Source organism: Marinobacter sp. NP-4(2019) (genome assembly GCF_003994855.1).
Classification (GTDB): Bacteria; Pseudomonadota; Gammaproteobacteria; order Pseudomonadales; family Oleiphilaceae; genus Marinobacter.
In genome coordinates, this window is sequence record NZ_CP034142.1 from 1,502,451 (window position 1) to 1,522,044 (window position 19,594).

General features: G+C 58.6%; 17 protein-coding genes. 8 read left to right on the top strand and 9 right to left on the bottom strand.

Translation table 11 applies throughout. From position 1 onward, the window contains the following. Window positions 1-63: 63 nt before the first annotated feature. Window positions 64-840 carry a co-chaperone DjlA gene (gene djlA / locus EHN06_RS06915; RefSeq protein WP_127331415.1) on the bottom strand — a complete coding sequence of 259 codons (777 nt, stop codon included), beginning with the start codon at window positions 838-840 and terminating at the stop codon, window positions 64-66. A gap of 47 nt (window positions 841-887) precedes the next feature. Then, entirely contained in the window at window positions 888-3,773 is a 2,886-nt protein-coding gene (locus EHN06_RS06920; protein ID WP_127331417.1) for an HD domain-containing phosphohydrolase, read from the bottom strand. A 95-nt stretch (window positions 3,774-3,868) separates the two neighbouring features. On the opposite strand from EHN06_RS06920, the gene alkB reads away from it, so the two are divergent. After that, window positions 3,869-4,537 carry a DNA oxidative demethylase AlkB gene (gene alkB / locus EHN06_RS06925; protein WP_127331419.1) on the top strand — a complete coding sequence of 223 codons (669 nt, stop codon included), beginning with the start codon at window positions 3,869-3,871 and terminating at the stop codon, window positions 4,535-4,537. Between the two features lie 2 nt (window positions 4,538-4,539). On the opposite strand, the gene EHN06_RS06930 is transcribed toward alkB, so the two are convergent. The 4 genes from EHN06_RS06930 to EHN06_RS06945 form a co-directional block, all read right to left on the bottom strand. After that, a complete protein-coding gene (locus EHN06_RS06930) occupies window positions 4,540-5,820 on the bottom strand; it encodes an MgtC/SapB family protein (RefSeq protein WP_127331421.1) in 1,281 nt (426 codons plus the stop codon). Window positions 5,821-5,878: 58 nt separating this feature from the next. Further along, a complete protein-coding gene (locus tag EHN06_RS06935; RefSeq protein WP_127331423.1) occupies window positions 5,879-7,060 on the bottom strand; it encodes an NAD(P)/FAD-dependent oxidoreductase in 1,182 nt (393 codons plus the stop codon). Window positions 7,061-7,154: 94 nt separating this feature from the next. Further along, window positions 7,155-7,958, bottom strand: coding sequence for a PhzF family phenazine biosynthesis protein (locus EHN06_RS06940; RefSeq protein ID WP_127331425.1), 804 nt, complete (start codon window positions 7,956-7,958; stop codon window positions 7,155-7,157). Further along, window positions 7,955-8,260 carry a hypothetical protein gene (locus EHN06_RS06945; protein WP_127331427.1) on the bottom strand — a complete coding sequence of 102 codons (306 nt, stop codon included), beginning with the start codon at window positions 8,258-8,260 and terminating at the stop codon, window positions 7,955-7,957. Before EHN06_RS06945 ends, EHN06_RS06940 begins: the two co-directional genes overlap by 4 nt. 177 nt (window positions 8,261-8,437) lie before the next feature. Here EHN06_RS06945 and EHN06_RS06950 point away from each other — a divergent pair, with 177 nt between their 5' ends. Further along, the gene (locus EHN06_RS06950) at window positions 8,438-9,847 is read left to right on the top strand and encodes a PLP-dependent aminotransferase family protein (RefSeq protein WP_127331429.1); all 1,410 of its coding nucleotides are present in this window, start codon (window positions 8,438-8,440) and stop codon (window positions 9,845-9,847) included. Here EHN06_RS06950 and EHN06_RS06955 read toward each other — a convergent pair. Together EHN06_RS06955 and EHN06_RS06960 are read right to left on the bottom strand one after the other, a co-directional pair. Continuing rightward, a complete protein-coding gene (locus tag EHN06_RS06955; RefSeq protein WP_127331431.1) occupies window positions 9,833-10,483 on the bottom strand; it encodes a response regulator transcription factor in 651 nt (216 codons plus the stop codon). The genes EHN06_RS06950 and EHN06_RS06955 overlap by 15 nt on opposite strands. Then, entirely contained in the window at window positions 10,476-11,954 is a 1,479-nt protein-coding gene (locus EHN06_RS06960; RefSeq protein ID WP_228257424.1) for a sensor histidine kinase, read from the bottom strand. The genes EHN06_RS06955 and EHN06_RS06960 overlap by 8 nt, the downstream gene beginning before the upstream one ends. 173 nt (window positions 11,955-12,127) lie before the next feature. Between EHN06_RS06960 and EHN06_RS06965 the strand changes: the two genes are divergently transcribed. From EHN06_RS06965 to EHN06_RS06990, 6 genes are all read left to right on the top strand, one after another. Further along, window positions 12,128-13,756, top strand: a complete 1,629-nt coding sequence (locus EHN06_RS06965) for an acyl-CoA synthetase (protein ID WP_127331435.1) — start codon at window positions 12,128-12,130, stop codon at window positions 13,754-13,756. Window positions 13,757-13,849: 93 nt separating this feature from the next. Then, window positions 13,850-15,226, top strand: coding sequence for a solute carrier family 23 protein (locus EHN06_RS06970; protein WP_127331437.1), 1,377 nt, complete (start codon window positions 13,850-13,852; stop codon window positions 15,224-15,226). Window positions 15,227-15,447: 221 nt separating this feature from the next. Then, window positions 15,448-16,281: a metal-dependent hydrolase gene (locus EHN06_RS06975; protein ID WP_127331439.1), complete on the top strand. Its 834-nt coding sequence runs from the start codon at window positions 15,448-15,450 to the stop codon at window positions 16,279-16,281. Window positions 16,282-16,409: 128 nt separating this feature from the next. Further along, a complete protein-coding gene (locus EHN06_RS06980) occupies window positions 16,410-17,342 on the top strand; it encodes a DegV family protein (protein ID WP_265936917.1) in 933 nt (310 codons plus the stop codon). A 138-nt stretch (window positions 17,343-17,480) separates the two neighbouring features. Next, window positions 17,481-18,515 (top strand): hypothetical protein, encoded by a 1,035-nt coding sequence (locus EHN06_RS06985; RefSeq protein ID WP_127331443.1) that lies wholly within the window; start codon window positions 17,481-17,483, stop codon window positions 18,513-18,515. Further along, window positions 18,512-19,183 (top strand): LysE family translocator, encoded by a 672-nt coding sequence (locus EHN06_RS06990; RefSeq protein WP_228257425.1) that lies wholly within the window; start codon window positions 18,512-18,514, stop codon window positions 19,181-19,183. Before EHN06_RS06985 ends, EHN06_RS06990 begins: the two co-directional genes overlap by 4 nt. A gap of 81 nt (window positions 19,184-19,264) precedes the next feature. Here EHN06_RS06990 and fdxA read toward each other — a convergent pair whose 3' ends face one another. Beyond that, window positions 19,265-19,588: a ferredoxin FdxA gene (fdxA, locus tag EHN06_RS06995; protein WP_008170541.1), complete on the bottom strand. Its 324-nt coding sequence runs from the start codon at window positions 19,586-19,588 to the stop codon at window positions 19,265-19,267. Window positions 19,589-19,594 lie beyond the last annotated feature (6 nt).

Below are 19,594 nucleotides of genomic sequence, written 5' to 3' on the forward strand. Positions count from 1 at the left end.
AGGCGCAGTGAAGCCTGTGGGATATACCGGAGGAGGGTGTCCCGCTGGTTATGAGGCAGCGCTTCAGGCTGCCTTTCTGGCGTCCTTGATAACATCGTAGGCGTGGCTGATTTCCCGCGTCCGTTCCTCGGCCATTTCCCGCATGCTTTCCGGCAGCCCCCGGCCAGCCAGTTTGTCCGGGTGATTCTCACTCATCAGCTTGCGGTAGACTTTCTTGATTTCCTCATCGCTGGCGGATGGCGAGACCCCGAGGGCCTTGTAGGCGTCTTCAAGCTGTTGTGCTGACGAGGGGCGTGCGCCACCTGCCTGACCAGCGTGGGAGCCGCGAAGCATGGCTTCCAGTTGATCCACCTGACTTTCCGGTAGCCCGAGCCCGCGGGCGATACGCACCAGCATTTCATGCTCGGCCGGATGCACCATGCCATCCGCCGCGACGGCGGATACCTGAACCTGGAGAAACATCTGCAGCAACGCTGGTTGCCCACCGCTGATTCGCAGGAAGTGGCTCAGTTCTGCCTCCAGGTCGAAATCCGGTTCCTTGCCCCGGTTGAACGCAGCCTTGGCGGAGGCTTTCTGTTCTTCCGACAACCGGAATCGCACAAACAGCGATTCCGCCATCTGGATTTCGTCCCGGCTGACAACGCCGTCGGCTTTACACAGGGCACCCATAACCGCGAAAACCGAGTCTACGAAGCCCAGTTGTATGCTCTGGAGCTTGCCCAGCAGGCGGCTTTTCAGGCGATGGACAAGAAATGCGCCAAGGGCCGCACCGATAAGAAAACCGGGGAATTTGCCGAACGCGTACCCGATCAGACCACCAATTATGATTGCAAACAGCATGGATATCCCTTCAGAAACAATAGACCAGCGCCAAAGTATACGGGTTTTTAGTCAGGTTTCATGAACTGGCTTTCATCAACCTCGTCAATCTGTTCCGGGCGGAGGTGTTGTTCACCATAGCGCCGGTAGGTTCCGGAACGGAGAAACAATTCGAACACCGTCCGGTCGATATGGCCCTCTTCCACCATACGCGACATGATGGTCAGGGCCTGGGTAAGGGTTTTACCTTCCTTGTAGGGGCGGTCAACGGCGGTCAGCGCCTCGAACACGTCCGCCACCGCCATGATACGCTCCGGAATGCCCATGTCCTCGCTGCTGAGCCTGCAGGGGTAACCCTTACCATCCATGCGTTCGTGATGGGTACCGGCGAGGTGGGGCACATTGGCGAGCCGATCGGGCAGGGGCAGGGCGTCGAGCATGCAGATGGTCTGGACGATGTGTTCGTTGATCTTGAACCGCTCTTCGTCCGTCAGGGTACCTTTGGCCACTGTCAGGTTGTGGATCTCGCCCCGGTTGAACGCATACTCAGGCAATTCCATATCAAATCCCCAGCGGTTACGGGGATCGTCCTTCTGCACGGGAGGCACCTGATCTCCCCATTCACGTAGGTGTGAAGGCTTGTCGGCCAGCAGGGTCTCGGTCGCCGGCAGGTCCGGTTCCGGGGTGTCTGCCAGGGCTTCCCGTTCATCACTGGACAGGCCGAGTCGATCGCTGAAATGTCTCAGCCAGGGACGTTGGGCAATCTGGCGGATGCGATCGATATCCGCCTCATCCATGAATTCGCCACCGATGTTGGCTTTGGCGATGAGCGCGAATTCCTCCTGCAGGTGCTGCTGTGTCTGGTCCCGCTCCTGACGGGCCCGGCCTGGATCTTCGCCCGCCAGTATGGCGTTCAGGCAGGCGATCTCGGCATCCCGGTGCAGCACCTCGAAGCGGGTGCGTATTTCATGGATGCGGTTGTGGATGGTTTCCAGTTTGACTGCTTTATCCACCACGTATTCGGGGCTGGTGATCTTGCCGCAGTCGTGCAGCCAGGCGGCAAGGTGGAATTCGTAGCGTTGCTCATCATTGAGCTGGAAATCCCGGAATGGTGCTTCCGTGCTCTTCTCCGCCTCTTCGATCAGCATGTGGGCCAGCTTGGGAACCCGGTCGCAATGGCCGCCGGTGTAGGGTGACTTGGCATCAATGGCGTTGGCTACCAAGCGAATAATGCCCTCCAATAGCGCCTGCTGGCTTTCGATCAGTTCCCGGGTTTCAATGGCGACGGCGGCGGAGCCGGCTATCTCATCGACAAAGACAATCAGGTCGTCGCTGAGGTGGGTATGCTCGCCGTACTCCATTTCGATCACCATGGCGCCGATCAGCTGTTTCTGGCGATTACGGAGAATAGCGAACACCGGATGTCCGGGCAGGTGCTGGCGCAGGTGGCGGATGATGTCGCTGTCATCCGCACCGGCTGTGACATCGCCGACGGTGGATGGCAGGTTGAGATCCCTGTCGACGGCGAGGGTCAGCTCGTTGTTTTGCCGGCTGAACAGGTAGATTGCGCCCCGGTTCTGGCCAACGATGTGAACAATGTGCTCTAGGATGTCGCGGAGCAGGGTGTTCAGGTCCTGTCCCCGGTTCAGTACCGTGGCAATGTTCTGGAAGCTGTGAATGGTGCTGGCCATATCATCAAGCGCGACGCTGAGTTGTCGGGCTTCCCGTATATGAGAGTCCACCTTGATGGAGGTGTCGAACCGGAAGCGGGACAACGAACTGACCCGCTCGGTCAGCTGTTCCAGGGGTTTCCCGACTCTGCGGCCGAGTAGCCAGCCGACAATCAACAGCAGCAACGCAATGGCACCGGCCACCATTGTTTGCCGTGACAGGGCTTGCCAGACATCTGCCAGCAGTTCATCGGCGGGGATCGCCACCACGACGGTCAGGTTTTCTCTGCTCAGGGATGACAGCGGTTCGGTCATTCCATACCAGTCACGATTGGCTGAGGTATACCGGCTGACGCCGTTGCTTTCGGCCCCTGCCCGGGACTGTGCCAGGGCATCCGACAGCGCCGGGCTGGTGAGGTCGTCAACCTGTATCGGGCCGGGAGCTGTTCCTGGGGTGTTGGTGCTCAGCGACTGGGCGGTATCGGAATAGGCCAGCACTGCGCCTTCGCTGTTTACAATGCCTATGCGGGTGTCGGGGGTATGTCGCAGCTCTGCCAGTTGCTGGCTGAGATCCGACACCGTGACATCCACACCGAACACCGTATGACTGGTGCGATCGTCTGGCCGGATCGCCCTTCGGGACAGGGTAAGCCCGGTTTCACGGGTGGTGAAGAACACATAGGGATCGGTTAATTCGGTGACGCCGGATTGCCTGGCCTGTTGATACCAGGGACGGACTCTTGGGTCGAAATCATAGCTTTCGGGGGATCGTCGGGATATCAGAACCCGGTCCTGATCGTAGAAGCGCCATTCCGGGTTAAGGTTGCCTTCGCTGTCCCGGGTGATGGTCTGTAGCAGGAACCGGGTATTGGCCGGCGCGTCCGGGAAGCGGGAACGTTCACCTTTGCGGATTTTTCTCAGCAGAAAAAAGTCGCCATTGCCATAACCGGCGTAGACAGCGCTGACAATGTCGCTGCTGGTCAGGATATCTGCAATGACAGGCAAACGGGCCAGTCTTTGTTCCAGGGTATCGGTATCGGCCAGTGGGTCATGGCTGAGCACCGCCAGGGCCGCCGCTGGCGGGCCGGTGATGGCGCGGATGCGGTCGTCGACGCTGACAGCAAGCTGTTTTGCGGTTGCGCTGGCGGCAGAGACTTTGGCCGCTTCCATGCCGCGAAAACTTTGACCAACGAGTACAATGGCTAAAGTGAGCATACCCAGAGTAATGGCCGAAGCGATCAGAAAAGCCAGGGAAACCTGGGCCGACTGGTATTTGGCTGACATCGATAATCCTTCAACAGCAGGATGAACGTATTCCGATAGTGGAAAGATAGATAGTAGAAAGGTAGACCCTGGAACGCGTTTTTTCTTTGAATGTTATGAAAAAGTCACTTTCTATAACTCTGGACCTGTTTGCCGGGGAGCGCCCGGCCCCCTGGACCGAGACCCTGGTGGATGATGCCTTGGTGTTGCGGCATTTCGCTCTCGAAAAGGAAGAGGAGTTGCTGGCGGAGATTGCCGGTATTGCCGGGAAGGCGCCTTTCCGCAATATGCAGACGCCGGGCGGTCATACCATGTCGGTGGCCATGACCTGTTGCGGAATGTGGGGCTGGGTAACTGACACCTCGGGCTACCGCTACCAGTCTACCGACCCCGGCAGTGGTCAGCCCTGGCCGGCGATGCCAGAGGTGTTCCGGGACCTGGCAATTGGAGCGGCAGCGGAAGCGGGGTATCCCGGCTTTGAGCCGGATGCCTGCCTGATCAACCGTTACCAGCCCGGTGCGAAAATGGGCCTGCATCAGGACAGGGACGAGAAAGATTTCAGTCAGCCGATCGTATCCGTATCACTCGGGGTGCCGGCAACATTCCAGTTCGGGGGTGCCAGACGCCGTGACCGCCCGGTAAATACCACCCTGACCAGTGGCGATGTGGTGGTGTGGGGCCGGTCGGCACGGCGGAACTACCATGGCGTCCTCCGCCTTAAACCGGGGCAGCACCCGCTGACCGGGGATCTGCGGTACAACCTTACCTTCCGGCGCGCCCGCTGACACTAGAGCAGCCAGGCAATGGCAAGTCCCGCCAACAGCGATACCACCATGGGCACTCCAACCATAAGCCCCATCTCCTTGCCGCCAACGCTGCCGGCCATGCCGGCTTTGACCAAGTTGTTGACCGCCGCAGCTATCACGATGCCAATGACCGCGGTTTGCATGGAAATCGCCTCCACGGACATGCGGGTGAGCGACAGCGTAATGGCATCGACATCCGCGATCCCCGAAGTAGCCGCGAGAACGAATATCCCGATATCGCCCAGCCAGATCCTCAGATACTCCCCAAGCAACAGGATGCCCGTCAGCAGAAGTCCGAACAGGAAGGCGGATTTGAGATCCAGGGGGTTCTTGGTGAGTTCCGGTTGCGGCACATCCAGACGGCTTTCGTGGCGCTTCCAGATCACCAGCGCCGGAATATAAAGCAGGGCCGCCATCACGATCACCGGCCACAGGAGCAGGGGCAGCAGTGCCGGGTTGATCAGCGCGCAATACACCAGAATCCGTGGAAACATGGTGCCGCAGGCGATCAGCGTACCGCTCGCGAACTGGGGACTGAGGTTGGGCGCATTGGCGGCCTGGCGGGCAAAATGCAGCGTCAGCGCGGTAGACGAGCTGAGGCCGGCAAACAGGCTGGTGAACAGGATGCCTTTTTTCATGCCCGCCAGTCGGATGGCGAAATAGCCCACGAATGAAATGGACGCAATCAATACCACCAGCCACCAGATTTCATAGGGGTTGAGCACGTCGCCGGGGCCCATGCCCTCATTGGGCAGGATGGGCAGCATCACCAGGGTAATCAGCAGCAGCTTCAGAGCAGCATCCAGCTCATGGGCTTTCAGCCGATTCACGGCATTGTGAATTTCCTGCTTGTTGTCGAGAACAATGGCGGTAACAACTGCCGCCCCGACGGCAATGGCGGGGTCAACGGCAACGGCTATGGCGCCGTAGCAGAAGGTAAGAACCATGCCCACGGTACCGGTGATGCTGAAATTGCGGATGTGCGTCAGGCGCTCGCTGTACGCCACCAGTGATATGGCGACCACGCTGATCAAAAGCACCGGAAACGCCCACTCGGTAATGGCATCGGTCAATACCGCAGCCACACCGCCCAGCAAACCAATCAGGGCGAACGTCCGGATGCCAGCGATGCGTTCACCGGCTTTCTGCTCCCGGGCTTCCCAGCCCCTCTCGAGACCGATGATCGCACCCAGCAAGAGTGCCACGGCCAGATTCAGGGTGGTCTGGTTGGTGTCGAGGAATTGGCTGGCTACATCTTCCATTCGTTGGCCCGGTTGTTGGCTTGGCGATATTCTTGAGAGTGGGGCATGCCTTTGAAGTTTAGGCGCTATTGCCCGCCGCCACACCCGATGCCCAGGCCCATTGGAAATTATGCCCGCCCAGGTGCCCGGTCACATCCACCACCTCACCGATGAAATACAGGTTTGGCCGATCCAGTACCGCCATGGTTTTGGAGGACAGCTGGCGGGTATCGACGCCGCCCAGGGTGACTTCTGCGGTGCGATAACCCTCCGTACCGGCGGGTTTGATGGACCATTGGCCGAGGGTGCTGGCCACATGTTCGATGTCGGTATTCTTGTAACCCTGCAGGGGGCCGGTCCAGTCATGGAGGTCATTGAAGGCCTGGGCAAACCGTTTTGGCAGGTGCTGGGCGAGGTATTGGCCCACGGTGGATTGCGGCTTGGCTTTGCGCAGTGATAGCAGGTCTTCGCGGATCTGGCAGGCGGGCAGCAGGTTGACGGCCAGGGTGTCACCCGGTTCCCAGAAGCTGGAGATTTGCAACATGGCCGGCCCGCTGAGGCCGCGATGGGTGACCAGCATGGGCTCGCGGAAGTGTTCATTGTTGCAACTGACATCCACCGGGCAGCTGATGCCGGACAGGGGCGCGAGTTGCTGTTTCAGCTCCGGGTGGAGTGTGAAAGGGACCAGGCCGGCGCGGGTCGGCAGCACTTCAAGTTCGAACTGTCGTGCGATGTCGTAACCAAACCCGGTGGCTCCCATGGTGGGAATGGACAGGCCGCCGCAAGCCACCACCAGGGATTCGCAACTCAGGGTGCCCGAACCGGTGCGCAGCCGGTAACCACCGGATATTTCGGCGATGTCCCGCACCTGGGTTTTCATGCGGATCTCGGCGCCGGCCCATTCACACTCGGTCAGCAGCAGGTTGAGGATGTCCTTGGCGCTGTCCCGGCAGAACAGCTGCCCGGCGGCTTTTTCTTCGTGCTCAATGCCGTGGCGCTCCACCAGCTCGAGAAAATGCTGGGGCGTGTAGCGCTTCAGGGCGGAGATGCAGAAGTGGGGATTCTCCGACAGGAAGTTGGCGGGGGTGCTGTTGAGGTTGGTGAAATTACAGCGCCCGCCGCCGGACATCAGGATCTTCTTACCGGGTTTGTTGGCATGGTCCAGCACCAGTACCCGGCGCCCGCGATAGCCTGCGGTGGCGGCGCACATCAGGCCCGCCGCCCCGGCACCGATGATTATCACGTCGTAGTCTGAAGCCATGGTATAACCGCAATCCGTCAAAAGGTGCGCAGATTATACGGGTTGGTGTCGGCGACGTCTGCCGGGTATGGCAGTGTGTTCCTGAAGCGCCCGGTCAGAGGTAAACCTGACCTTCCATGTAGAACGCGGCCTGGCCGGAGATGTCTACCCGGTCGCCTTTCAGTTCGCAGCGCAATTCGCCGCCGCGCGCGGACAGTTGTCGGGCTTCGAACGTTGTGCCCCCCAGCTGTTCTGCCCAGTAGGGCACCAGTACGCTGTGAATGGAGCCAGTTACCGGGTCCTCCTCAATGCCCACGCCCGGCGCAAAATAGCGACTGACGAAATCGCAGTCCTCGCCACGGGCGGTGACGATCAGGCCCTGGTTGCCCAGTTGCTTCAGCAGCCGCAGGTCCGGTTTGGCATCAAGCACCGCCTGTTCCGACGCCAGGACGACCAGGTAGTTGGTGTCATTGGGCACGAACAGCGCGGTAGCGGGAGCGTCAGGCAGAGCCTGTTTGATGAGTTCCGGCGTGGGCTGCTCCTGCCAGTCCAGGCGCGGGAAATCCAGGGTCAGCCAGCCGTCATCCGTCTGGCGGACGCCGAGGATGCCGCTTTTGGAGCGGAAGTGGATCGTGTCTTTCTCCCAGCCCAGCTTGTTGAAAATGATCCAGGCGCTGGCGAGTGTGGCATGGCCGCACAGGGGCACTTCGGCGCCCGGCGTGAACCAGCGAATGTGAAAGTCCACGTCCGGGTCGTCTTCCTCGGCTACGAAATAGGCCGTTTCCGACAGGTGGTTCTCCAGGGCGAGGGCTTGTAGCGTCTCGTCATCAAGCCAGCTCTTCAGTGGCATGACGGCGGCGGGGTTGCCGCCGAACAGTGTGCTGGTAAAGGCGTCGACCTGATAAATCGGATAACTCATTGGTTTGTCTCCATTAGAATTCGTTTAGCGTAGTGGTGGGCTTTTCCGGTGGCAAACCGTTCAAGCTCGATTTCACTGTAAAAATGCAGTTCAGGCAATGGGTGGGTGTGGGTGACCACCCAGTGATCCCATTGTTCACGGTTTACCCGAAATCCGAGATCGTCCAGCCATTGCAGGGTTGCCCGCAAGCCCTTCAGCGAAACAGGCATGGCCGGTGCGTGGTTCAGTGCCAGCAGGTCTTTCCTGCTACTGCGTGTCGGTGTCGTGACAGTATTGGGCTGGGCCCTGGTCTGTGCGTACATGGTGAAATTCCTTCTTCCAGTGGCGATGGTTCCATTGTCTTTCCTGGCTGACTTCCATAACAGATTCAGATAATCTGTTTTTGAACCGGTACAGATGGGTTGTGAAAGTATCTGTACTGGTCATAATCCGGGCCATCTGTACTGCCCGTGGGTTCCTCAGTTTGGCAGGATAACGCTATGGGTATTCTCTATAATCAGGTGGCAGATCAGCTTCAGGCCCTGATTCGCGATGGTGTCTATCGCGAAGGTGAACGCCTGCCTGGTGTTCGGGTGTTAAGCCGGCAGTTTGGCGTAAGTATTTCGACGATTCTGCAGGCGCACCAGACACTGGAGGGCAGGGGGTATCTGGAGGCCCGTGAACGCAGTGGCTACTTTGTGCGGTTGCCGGTAAAAGATGCGCCGGAGCCGATCATGCAGCGATACAGGGCAAGACCCGTCCCGGTCAGTGCTCGGGACATGGCCCTGGAATTGTGTGTCGATGAGCAAAAGCGCATGGTGCCGTTGGCCGCCGCGGTACCACACCCGGACTTTCTGCCGGTGCGGCAAATTCAGCAGTCCATTCTCTGGGCTGGCCGGCGGGGCCTGGAATACCTGGATTACGCCTTTCCCGGCAAGGAATCCTACCGGCGCCAGTTGGCCCAACGCATGGCCACACTCGGGGTGCCGGTCACTGCGGACGATATCCTCGCCACCAACGGTGCCCAGGAAGCCATTATTCTGGCCCTCCGGGCGGTCACCGTGCCCGGGGATATCGTGGTGGTGGAATCGCCTTCTTTCCCCGGCATTCTTCATGCGCTGGAAGTGGTGGGTCTGCGGGTCATTGAAGTGCCCACGCACCCCTCCGACGGGCTGAGCCTGGAAGGCTTGCAGGTGGCGTTGGAGCAGTGGCCGGTCAAGGCCTGCGTCGTGGTGGCGAATCACAGTAACCCTATGGGTGCGTGCATGCCCGACGAGCGCAAGCGCCAGTTGGTGACCATGCTGGAAGATGCACGGGTGCCACTGATAGAGGACGACATCTATGGCGACCTGTTCCATGGCGGTGAGCGCCCGCGACCGGCCAAGGCCTTTGACCGGACCGGCAATGTGATTTACTGCAGCTCTTTCTCGAAAACCATTTCCCCGGGGCTCCGCCTGGGGTGGATGGTGCCCGGGCGTTACATGGCTGAGGCCCGGCAACACAAGTACTTTGTCAACCTGGCGACGTCCAGCATCCCGCAACTGGCGGTGGCTCATTTTCTGGAGCAGGGTGGTTATGATCGTTACCTGCGTTCGGCCAGGCAGAACTATCGACAGGCAACCGAGCGTATGAGAACAGCGGTGGCCCGCTGGTTCCCGGAAGGTACCGCCGTCAGCCGGCCCCAGGGCGGGTTTGTGATCTGGGCCCAGTTGCCGGGTAAGAACACCGGCACCGACGTTTATCGTCGGGCCCGGGAAGAGAATATCAATGTCGCCCCGGGACTGATATTTTCCACCGCCGACAAGTACAACAACTGCCTGAGGTTGAACAGTGCCAACCCCTGGAGCGAGCGTATCGAGGGTGCGGTGCGCAGGTTGGGAGAGCTGGCGGAACAGTCACTCAACCGCTGATTTGCGCAGATCCAGCGGGTCCATCAGTCCGGCGGCAATGGCGATGCCGGTAACATCCGGCATCCGTTCCGCACCCAGGCGTTTCATGACCCGGGAGCGATACAGGTCGATGGTCTTGACACTGACATCCAGCATGTCGGCGATCTCGCGGCTGGTATAGCCCTGGGCCAATGGTAGGAACACGTCCCGTTCCCGCCGGGTGAGGGTGGCAATCAGTGCCTCGGTGTCTTCGTTTCCCGGTGGCTGTGGCTCGGGTTGCTGGTGTTCCTGCAGCGCCTGCTGCACGCTATCCAGCAGCAACTGTTCATTGAACGGTTTTTCGATGAAGTCGAAGGCGCCTGACTTGAATGCCCTCACAACTATTGGGACATCCGCATGCCCGGAGACAAAGATAATCGGGAGGCGGGAGCCGCGTTTCTGTAATTCTTCCTGCACATTCAGTCCGCCCAGGCCGGGCATTCGCACGTCGAGGATCACGCATCCGCTGGTCGTGTCTTCTGTCAGCGCCTCCAGGAACTGACGGCCGTCTGCGTACGCCCGGACGTTGAGACCAACGGACTCCAATAGCCACTGGGTGGATTCAAGCATGCCGGCATCGTCATCGACCACGTAGACGGTGGTGGCTGAATCAGTCATGTGGGGGTGTCTCCGTTATCTGGACAGGTTTGTGGCGTGAGGAGGTCGCGGGCGGAAACCGGCAGGTCAGGGTCAGCCCGCCATGCTCGGCCCTGGCCGCATCCAGGAAGCCGCCGAACCCTTCGATAATGGAGCGGCTCATGGACAGGCCCAGTCCCAGGCCCTGGGGCTTGTTGGTGTAAAACGGCGTGAACATCTGTCGCAACCCTTCTTCGTCCAGCCCCGGCCCCTGATCGGTCACCTGGATCAGCGTTTCCTGATCCTCGGTGACTGTGGTGGAGATGGTGATCCGGGAGGAACCTTCCTTTCCGGTTTCGGCGTTGGCGTCGATACCGTTGCGAATCAGGTTGATCAGCACCTGCTCCAATAACACCGGGTCGGCGGTTATGACCGGCCCGGGATTGGCCAGCTGTTCGTGGATGGTGACGCTGTGTTTATCTGCATCCCACTGACACAGTCGCACCACATTGGTGATGACGTCATTAACCGCAATGGGAGCGGTACGTTTCTGGCCCTTGCGCAGGAAGGCGCGCAGTCGCTTGATCACTTCCGACGCCCGGTTGGCATGGTGAGTGATGCGTTGCAGGCCATCGTCCACACGGTCCAGACAATCGGGGTTGTTACGTGCCTGTTTCAGGTAGCGCTGGCTGGCGCTGGCAAAGTTCACAATGGTGGCCAGTGGCTGGTTCATCTCATGAGCAATGCCGGAGGCCAGTTCGCCAAGGGTCGCCAGTCGTGCGGTGTGGGCCAGTTCGTCGGCCAGCCGCCGGTTATTTTCCTCGGACTCCACCCGCGCGGTAATGTCCCGTGACACGCTGACAACCTCGATCACCGCGCCGGTGTAGGTTTCGCGAATGGCACGGCTGGCAATCTCGAACCAGCGTTTGCTGCCATCCCGGTGGGTGATATTCAGGGTCATGGTGGCGTATCCGTCATCCCGTAACTTTTGCCGGGTTTCGTCCAGTTGCTGGCTCACCCCGGCTCCCCGAAAGATATCTTCCAGTGGTTTGCCGCGAAGTTCCTCGGGCCAATAGCCCAGCAAGCGCCAGGAGGCCGGGGTGGCATCAATGAAGCGTCCGTCGGGGGCGTGGCGGGAGATCAGGTCCGTGGTGTTTTCGGTGATCAGCCGATACAGACGGCTGGCGCGGGCTGCTTCGTCCCGCGCCAGGATCTCTTCGGTGGCATTCCGCCCGCGTGCAATCACCTCACCGGTGTCAGGTACGGGTATGAAGGTCCATAACAGGATGCAGTCCGATACCCGGCTTTCAACGGACTCAATGGCCCGCTGCTGGTCCAGACAAGCCTTGATCAAGGCCCGGGTGTTTACCGGTAACAGGGCCGCTGCCTCATTATGATGGCAGCGCTGACACAGCTTTGCGGCTGCGCGGTTTTTACTTTTCACCTGTGCGGCACCATCCAGAATCAGGGTGGCTTCCGGGTCAAGATCCTGAAGTGGGCTAAGCTTGGTCAAGGGGATAACGTCTCATAATCTGATGTTTGTATAGTATTTACACTATAATACGTTGGTATAATTTATAGTATATTCCCTATCAAATACCATTCCGTCTATATTGAAGTATAGCTGTTATAGCGTACTCCCTGAATACACCATAAGAACAATGCAGCTCACAGAGGACCACAATCATGACCTCGATTTTTGACCAGGGTCTCGCACCCGTTGATGCCAACTACGCTGTTCAGTCTCCTGTTGATTTTATCGAACGCACGGCGACTGTGTACCCGGAATACCCGGCGGTGATTCACGGGGCGCTGCGCTATACCTGGCAGCAGACCTACGATCGCAGTCGCCGTCTTGCCTCGGCTTTGGCCGGTCGTGGCATCGGCCGTGGTGATACCGTGGCGGTGATGCTGCCCAATATTCCCGCCATGGTGGAGTGCCATTTCGGCGTGCCGATGATCGGGGCGGTACTCAATACCCTCAACGTTCGCCTCGATGCGGAAGCCATTGCCTTCATGCTGGGCCACGGCGAGGCGAAAGTGGTGATCGCCGATCGCGAATTCGGTGAGGTAATCCGAGATGCCGTCAGCCGCCTGGACACCAAGCCACTGGTGATTGACGTTGATGACCCGGAATACGGAGAAGGCACCCAGGTCAGTGACCTGGATTACGAGGCCTTCCTGCAGGAAGGGGATCCGAATTACGCGTGGCAGTTTCCGGAAAACGAGTGGGATGCGATTTCGCTGAACTACACTTCCGGCACTACCGGCAACCCGAAAGGGGTGGTGTATCACCACCGTGGTGCGTATATCAACGCCCTGGGCAATCAGGCCGTGTGGTCCATGGATATGCACCCGGTGTATCTCTGGACCCTGCCGATGTTCCACTGCAACGGCTGGTGTTTCCCCTGGACCATTACCGCCATGGCCGGTACCCATGTGTGCCTGCGCCGGGTGGACCCGGAAAAGATCCTGCAACTGATCCGCGATCACCAGGTGACCCACATGTGTGGTGCGCCGATTGTACTGAATGCGTTGCTGAACGTGCCCGAGTCCGCCAAGACCGGTATCGATCATGAGGTGAAGTCGATGACTGCCGGCGCCGCGCCCCCGGCGCAGGTGATCGGCGCCATTGAGGAAATGGGCATTGCGGTAACCCACGTCTACGGCCTGACCGAAGTGTATGGCCCGGTCACCGTCTGCGCATGGAAATCCGAATGGGATTCTTTGCCGCTGCACGAGCGCGCCAGGAAGAAGGCACGCCAGGGCGTTCGTTACCACACCCTGGCCGGCACCATGGTGGGTGATCCCAACACCATGGAACCGGTGCCCAAAGACGGCAAGACCATCGGCGAGATCTTCCTGCGCGGCAATACCGTGATGAAGGGCTACCTGAAGAACCCGAAAGCCACCGAGGAATCCTTCCGTGGCGGCTGGTTCCATACCGGGGATCTGGCGGTGTGGCACGAAGACGGCTACATGGAAATCAAGGATCGCCTGAAAGACATCATCATCTCCGGTGGCGAGAACATCTCCACCATCGAAGTGGAGGATACCCTCTATCGTCACCCGGCCGTGCTTGAAGCCGCGGTGGTTGCCCGCCCCGACGAGAAGTGGGGCGAGACGCCCTGTGCCTTCATCACCCTCAAGCCGGAAGCCGGCGATGTCAGCGAGGAGGACATCATCAGCTTCTGTCGCGAGCACCTGGCCCGCTTCAAGGTGCCCAAGACGGTGGTGTTCTCGGAGTTGCCGAAGACATCCACCGGCAAGATCCAGAAGTTTGTGCTGCGTGACCAGGCAAAAGAGCTGGAATAACCCAGCCTCGCTGACTGGCGCTCGCCGCCTCTAATTAACCCTCACAAAAACAACATCAGGTGCATGCATTGGCATGCACCCGGAGGCCTTATTATGCAAATTTTTCATCGAAACAACGGGGAAGAGCAACCGTACTGGCCTGCAGGACCTTTCAAGATTCGTCTGCCGTTCGTCCATTACCGCTGGGAATTTGCGGAGATGGTCCAGGCGCTGATCATGTTCGTGGTCAGCCTGGCGATGATTCCACTGCTGGAGAAATACCTGGGTGTGCCGTACGACGTGGCGCTGGCCTATGTGGTCATCTGCGGTATCGGTTTCATGTTACCGGCGTTGCTTGGCGTGCCGCTGGTGCCGGGCTGGATTACCCCGGGCATTCCGGTGGTCTTGCTGTTCCTCGGTGACTACGAACCGGGTCCCGAGGCGATTCAGGCGCTGTTCGCACTGCAGTTCCTGGTGTTCATCATCTTCCTGGTGCCGGGGGTTACCCGCCTCGGTAGCAAGCTGGTGGAGCTGATTCCCCGGTCGATGAAAGGCGGCATTATCATTGGCGCCGGTATCGCCGCGCTGATGGGCGAGATCGAAGCCGGCGGACGGCTGGCGGAAACCCCGATCTCGCTGATTGTGGGTGGTCTGGTGTGCCTGTATCTGATGTTTTCCGTGTCTTTCAAGGGCTTCGTGGATACCAGCAACCTTGCCCGCAAGATCGCCAACTACGGCATGGTGCCGGGGATGGTGGTTGCCATTCTGGTGGGTTTTGCCACTGGCGAGTACGCGGTGCCGAATGTCGAGTGGGGCATTACCAAACCGGCCTTTGACGAGTTGTGGAACTACCTGCCGTTTGCGGTTGGTTTCCCGGATGCCGAGGTGTTCATGTACGCCGTGCCGACGGCTGTGATTGCCTACGTCATCGCCTTTGGCGACATCGTGGTGGGCCAGTCGCTGATGAATCGGGTGGATCACCTGCGCAAGGACGAAAACATCGACAACAGCATCGACCGGGTTCACCTGGTGACCGCCATCCGCAACGGTGGTCACGCTTTCTTTGCACCTTACCCTGGCCTGGCCGGTCCGATCTGGACAGCGGTCACCGCCACCATGGCGGAGCGCTACAAGTATGGCCGTAACGCCATGGATTCCATCTACAGCGGCGGCGGCACCTTCTGGATTACCGGTTTCATTGCGTTGTTCATATTGCCGCTGGTGAGCTTTTTCCAGCCGGTATTGCCCATCGCGTTGTCGCTGACCCTGCTGTTGACTGGCTACATCTGCCTGATGGTGGGTCTGGAGCAGTTGGAGAACAACACCGAGCGAGGTATTGCCGGCACCATGGGTGTCGTGCTGGCGGTCTATGGCGCGGGGTGGGGGCTGGCTACCGGCGCAATTCTCTATTTGCTGATTGAACGCACCAAATTGCTTGGTTTCACCGCGGACCCGGAAGCACCGGGCGCGAAAGTCGCGGAAGAGCACTAAACCGGTCGCCTCCGGCCTCTGCACCGGAGGCGGTCCAACCCCTGTGTGTCCTTCGGGGTATTGGCATAGCCATACCCCTTTTTTTGACTGAATGTCATTTCGTGACAATTTGTCTGATTTCGCCTGTCTTCGACTTCCTTCCCTTTGCTTTTCAGGTTTAAACTGATGTGGCTGATTGTTTTTCGTCCGCCATCTCATAATCATAAAAACCGGAGGCAAGCATGACCATCAGCTCTACGCCTGACGACGTAAGGGTCGCCCCCCGGCACTTGCGGTTTGATGTCGCCGAGGATCTCAAGACCCTGTGGCACGGTAACGACGCCTTTCGTACCGCGTTTTTCAACGCCTTATCCCTGCAGTTTCCGGACGGTGAGCAGCAATTCATCAATGCCGTACGCCATTACCGGGACAGAGTTGATGATCCCAAGCTGGCGAAAGAGATTCGCGGATTTATCGGTCAGGAAGCGTTACACAGCCGTGAACACAAGAGCTATAACGAGGCCCTGAAAGCTCGTGGCTATGATATTGAGGGGCTGGACCGGCGATTCCGCAAGCATATGGAGTGGGTGGCCCGCCTTCCCCCAAGCCGTCAGCTCGCAGGCACCTGTGGCGCTGAGCATTACACAGCTGTTTTGGCCAATGCGATTCTCAGCCATCCTGAATGGATGGACGGGGCAACCCCGACCATGAGGGCCCTGTGGCGTTGGCACGCCATTGAGGAAACCGAACACAAATCCGTTGCCTTTGATGTCTATCGTCATTGCATTGGTAATGAACGGCTGCGACGCATTGTCTTCCTGTTCGTGACCTGGAATTTCTTCAAGTACACCTTTATCAATACCTGCAGCCTGTTGAAAACTGACGGCAAACTCTGGAGTCTGAGGACCTGGATCGGCGGTCTGAATTTTCTCTGGGGGAAGCCGGGGGTACTGCGCCAATGCCTGCCGGATTTCCTGGCCTATTTCCGCAAGGGATTTCACCCCTGGCAGCAGGATAACCGTTCACTTCTGGAGGACAATCTGCGGGAGTTGGAAAACGTGGCGCGAGAGTCGTAACCGGGGATTGCTGAAACAGTGATCACTTCGTGTAAGGCTGGCCACTGCCAAAAACAACGACAATAAAAAGGGAATTCCGCTTCAGGAATATCCCGCATTTGGAGGCACCGATGCGAGTTGGATTAATCGTGGATTCTGCGTGCGACTTGCCCTTTGAATTCAGTCGCAAGCACGATCTGTTTGTACTTCCCGTCACCGCCGTGATCGACGGCCAGACCTACGTCGATAAACACGATCCTGTGACTACCCAGGAATTTTATCAAAGTGGTTTGTTGCAACGCGGCCATCATGCTGAAACACAGGCATTCAGTCCCGAGCAGATCCACGATCTGTTCATGGAAAAGATAGTCACACAGTACGACCTGGCAATCTGTGAAACAGTTACCAGAACACGAAGCCTGATTTATCAGAACGCTTCAGAAGCAATGAACAGCGTGATGGCCCATTACCATGAACCCCGGAAGGCCGCCGGACGGGAAGGCCGGTTTTCCATGCGTGTCATTGACAGCAAGCAGATATTTGCAGGGCAGGGGTTACTGGCAGCGCATACGGTTCGGTTGATCGGACAGAATCTGTCGAAAAATGCTTTGCGTCATCAGGTGGACAGCTTTACGGACAAGATATACACCTGTGTTATTCCCCGGGATCTGCACTACATCCGTGAGCGTGCCCGTCGTCGGGGAGACAAGAGTGTGTCTGCCCTGGTGGCCTTTCTGGGTAAGGCGCTGAATATCACGCCGGTTATCTTTGGTCAGGGTGCCATTGGCGAGCCGGTGGCAAAAACGCGGGATTTCAACGTCGCCGTTGAGAAGGTGATGAACTACGCCGCTGCCAGGGTCGAGGCGGGCTTGTTAACGCCCTATGTAAGCCTGTCCTGCGGGTTGACCTGGACCGAGATTGAGGACCTTCCCGGCCTGAACAATCTCCGGGACGCCTGTGAACGTAACGGAGTGGAACTGCTGCTCTCCCAAATGGGGATCACCAGCAGCATCTATGTCGGGCCCGGCAGTCTCTGCCTGTGCCTGGCGGCGGAGCCCCATCATTTCAGGGATTTCCAGTAATAACCCTTCCTCTGTGCGGCCGTGGGTAACTGACCCGGCCGCACCTGCTTATCGGTAATTTTGGCAAACCTTTCCCGTCGTTCTTCGTGTTAGCCTCTGGGCATCGGATCTCATTCCAGAAACAGGACAGCTGACACCATGACAAAAGGCAACACGGATCTCGCCAATGAGCTGCTTGAGCAGCATGTAAAATACGAAATGGCGGCACTGAAAGGCACGAAGCTGCGTAAGTTTGTCGAGAATGAAGTCGATGAGCTGTTGAGCTATGCCGGTGAAGTTACCCTGGGCCGGATTACCTCGGAAGAGCAGGTGATGGGGGTGATTCAGCGTATTGTCGTGAATATGGAACTGGGTGACGGACTTCCTGAAATGGCTGCGGAAATGGCCACGGAAGTGCTGAATGCCTCCGTGCAGGCAGACACGACCCTGGGAGAGATCTTTACCCGCGAGCAGGCCACCGGTTTTCTGGAAGAGGCACTGGAGTTACGCCAGCAGCGTGAACGGATCATCAGCGAGATCATGGCCCACCCGGTCTATCAGGAACTGGTGTCCAATGTGGTCTATCACGGCCTGGTGAACTACCTCTACGAAGACAACCTGATTACCAAGTCTGTCCCGGGGGTGGGCTCGGTGATGAAGTTCGGCAAGCGCATGGCCAACCGGGCCGTGCCTGGCCTGGATGAGACCTTCGAGCGGCGCATCAAGGCCTGGCTCTCCGACAGCCTGCCCGGGTTGATCAGCCGCAGCGAACAGTTCCTGCATCGCGCCCTGACGGATGCCGAGTTGAGGGACAGTGTGATGGCGGCCTGGGTCGCCGTGGAAGATCGTACCATTGAGGATTTGCACGAAGGGCTGGGTGACATCCAGTTGCAGGAATTCGTGGTCATGGGGTACGAGTTCTGGTTGCAATTCCGCCAAACGCCGTACTTTGAGGGGTGTGTCAGGGCAGTGGTGTCGCACCTTTTCTCCAAATACGGTGACCGGCCCATTACCGACCTGCTGAACGACGTTGGCGTTACCAGGGACGTCATTATGGCGGAGATCGATGGCTTTATACTGCCGGTTGTGGACGTTTTGCGGGAAGAGGGTTATGTTGAGGCCCTGGTTCGCCGCCGCCTGTCACCGTTCTACAAATCCGCTGCGGCGCGAAAAATTCTCCAGCAGGAGGCGTGATCGCAGGAGCCTCCAGCGTTTGTGTGGGGGCGATTGTGTTTTCGGAACTGTTCTGGGCCTACCTGGTTGCCATAACACTGCTGACTGTGACACCCGGCGTCGATACACTGTTGGTCATGCGCAACACCGGCCGGGGTGGTCTGAAAGATGGCTGCGTGACCAGCGCCGGTATATGCAGTGGTCTCTTCATCCACGCCACATTGTCCGCTTTGGGCATATCCCTTCTCCTGGTGGAAACTGCCTGGGCGTTCTCCGCGCTCAAGTGGGCGGGTGCCTGCTACCTGGTGTGGCTGGGTATTGGCTCGCTAAGACAGGCGATAAGGGGAGAAGATCAGCCCCGAGCCACCGAATCCTCTGTGGTCAGGCAGGCCGTTTCCCAGCGGGTATCCTTCCGGGAAGGCCTGTTATCCAACGTGCTCAACCCCAAAACCGCGCTGTTCTACATGGCACTGTTGCCACAGTTTGTTGATCCCACCGGTAATGCGTTCCAGCAGTCACTGATCCTGGCCGGGGTGCATTTCCTGCTGGCGATGTTCTGGCAATGTGGGCTGGCGTGGGTTGTTGTCAGCTTCAGGGGTCTGGGGGCGAGTATCCGGCTAAAGCGGGCGCTGAATGCACTGACCGGTGGGTTCTTTGTTGCCATGGGGGCAAAGCTGGCAGCAAATTGATGGGCGGGGGTGCTGAATGGGCAAAGAAAAGGGAAGCCGAGGCTTCCCTTTTCTGGATTCACGTCACGGGACGCGCAGGCATTACTTCTCCAGATACTGGAGCTTGTTGGGCTTGCCATCCCACTCTTCGGCGTCCGGAAGCGGATCTTTCTTCTCGGTGATGTTCGGCCATTTGGCAGCCAGATCAGCGTTGAGCTCAACAAACTGGACCTGATCAGCGGGCAGTTCATCTTCGGAGAAAATCGCCTCAGCGGGGCATTCCGGTTCGCACAGGGCGCAGTCAATACACTCGTCCGGGTCGATCACCAGAAAGTTCGGGCCTTCGTAAAAGCAGTCAACCGGACACACCTCTACGCAGTCGGTGTATTTACACTTGATACAGTTATCAGTAACGATAAAGGCCATAGTTTG

Coding starts and splice junctions, on each gene's coding strand:
- djlA (WP_127331415.1), bottom strand. CDS start 840: ATGCTGTTTGCAATCATAATTGGTGGTCTGATCGGGTACGCGTTCGGC.
- EHN06_RS06920 (WP_127331417.1), bottom strand. CDS start 3,773: ATGTCAGCCAAATACCAGTCGGCCCAGGTTTCCCTGGCTTTTCTGATC.
- alkB (WP_127331419.1), top strand. CDS start 3,869: ATGAAAAAGTCACTTTCTATAACTCTGGACCTGTTTGCCGGGGAGCGC.
- EHN06_RS06930 (WP_127331421.1), bottom strand. CDS start 5,820: ATGGAAGATGTAGCCAGCCAATTCCTCGACACCAACCAGACCACCCTG.
- EHN06_RS06935 (WP_127331423.1), bottom strand. CDS start 7,060: ATGGCTTCAGACTACGACGTGATAATCATCGGTGCCGGGGCGGCGGGC.
- EHN06_RS06940 (WP_127331425.1), bottom strand. CDS start 7,958: ATGAGTTATCCGATTTATCAGGTCGACGCCTTTACCAGCACACTGTTC.
- EHN06_RS06945 (WP_127331427.1), bottom strand. CDS start 8,260: ATGTACGCACAGACCAGGGCCCAGCCCAATACTGTCACGACACCGACA.
- EHN06_RS06950 (WP_127331429.1), top strand. CDS start 8,438: ATGGGTATTCTCTATAATCAGGTGGCAGATCAGCTTCAGGCCCTGATT.
- EHN06_RS06955 (WP_127331431.1), bottom strand. CDS start 10,483: ATGACTGATTCAGCCACCACCGTCTACGTGGTCGATGACGATGCCGGC.
- EHN06_RS06965 (WP_127331435.1), top strand. CDS start 12,128: ATGACCTCGATTTTTGACCAGGGTCTCGCACCCGTTGATGCCAACTAC.
- EHN06_RS06970 (WP_127331437.1), top strand. CDS start 13,850: ATGCAAATTTTTCATCGAAACAACGGGGAAGAGCAACCGTACTGGCCT.
- EHN06_RS06975 (WP_127331439.1), top strand. CDS start 15,448: ATGACCATCAGCTCTACGCCTGACGACGTAAGGGTCGCCCCCCGGCAC.
- EHN06_RS06985 (WP_127331443.1), top strand. CDS start 17,481: ATGACAAAAGGCAACACGGATCTCGCCAATGAGCTGCTTGAGCAGCAT.
- fdxA (WP_008170541.1), bottom strand. CDS start 19,588: ATGGCCTTTATCGTTACTGATAACTGTATCAAGTGTAAATACACCGAC.